The organism is Streptomyces sp. NPDC037389 (genome assembly GCF_040636475.1).
Taxonomy (GTDB): Bacteria; Actinomycetota; Actinomycetes; order Streptomycetales; family Streptomycetaceae; genus Streptomyces; species Streptomyces hesseae.
In genome coordinates this window covers 1-1,350 of the sequence record NZ_JBEZUS010000061.1, presented here as the reverse complement: position 1 = coordinate 1,350, position 1,350 = coordinate 1, and the positions used below count along the sequence as shown (strand labels likewise).

1 protein-coding gene is annotated in these 1,350 nt (G+C 70.2%); it reads left to right on the top strand.

What is annotated here, in order from left to right:
- Positions 1-2: 2 nt before the first annotated feature.
- A partial coding sequence (locus AB0E98_RS33725; RefSeq protein WP_361710306.1) for an NAD-dependent malic enzyme occupies positions 3-1,350 on the top strand: 1,348 nt, incomplete at its 3' end.

The window sequence follows — 1,350 nt, the reverse complement described above, 5'->3', positions numbered from 1 at the left end:
CCATGGCAACGGCGCCCAGCGTCTCGTATTCGATGACGGTCCGGTTGGAGGTTCCCGTGTCGGGGACCGCGGTCAGTGAGCTGACCACGGCCGTGGAGTCCTCCGGTGGGTCCGTGACCGGCCTGGACGTGACCGCTTCCGGCCACGAGAAGCTGCGTATCGACGTCACCATGGCCACCACCTCGACCGAGCACGCCGACGAGATCGTCGAGAAGCTCCGCGGTATCGAGGGCGTGACGCTGGGCAAGGTCTCCGACCGCACGTTCCTGATGCACCTCGGCGGCAAGATCGAGATGGCCTCCAAGCACCCCATCCGCAACCGCGACGACCTCTCCATGGTCTACACCCCCGGCGTCGCCCGCGTGTGCATGGCCATCGCGGAGAACCCCGAGGACGCCCGCCGCCTGACCATCAAGCGCAACAGCGTCGCGGTGGTCACCGACGGCTCCGCCGTCCTGGGACTGGGCAACATCGGCCCCAAGGCCGCCCTGCCCGTGATGGAGGGCAAGGCCGCCCTCTTCAAGCGCTTCGCCGGCATCGACGCCTGGCCGATCTGCCTGGACACCCAGGACTCCGACGCCATCGTCGAGATCGTCAAGGCCATCGCCCCCGGCTTCGCCGGCATCAACCTCGAGGACATCTCCGCCCCCCGCTGCTTCGAGATCGAAGCCCGCCTGCGCGAGGCCCTGGACATCCCCGTCTTCCACGACGACCAGCACGGCACCGCCATCGTCGTCCTGGCCGCCCTGACCAACGCCCTGCGCGTCGTCGGCAAGCGGACCGGTGACGTACGGGTCGTCATGTCCGGCGCGGGCGCCGCCGGAACCGCCATCCTCAAGCTCCTCATCGCCGCCGGGGTCCGGCACGCGGTGGTCGCCGACATCCACGGCGTCGTCCACGCCGCCCGCCCCGACCTCGTCTCCGCCGGCCCCGGGTCGGCGCTGCGCTGGATCGCGGACAACACCAACCCCGAAGGCGTCACCGGCACCCTGAAGGAAGCCGTGCGCGGCGCGGACGTCTTCATCGGCGTCTCCGCCCCCAACGTCCTCGACGGCGACGACGTCGCCGCGATGGCCCCCGACAGCATCGTCTTCGCGCTGGCCAACCCCGACCCCGAGGTCGACCCCGGCATCGCCCGCAGGACCGCCGCCGTCGTGGCCACCGGCCGCAGCGACTTCCCGAACCAGATCAACAACGTGCTGGTCTTCCCCGGCGTCTTCCGCGGCCTGCTCGACGCCCAGTCCCGCACCGTCAACACCGACATGATGCTCGCCGCCGCCCGCGCCCTCGCCGACGTCGTCGCCGAAGACGAACTCAACGCCAACTACATCATCCCCAGCGTCTTCAACG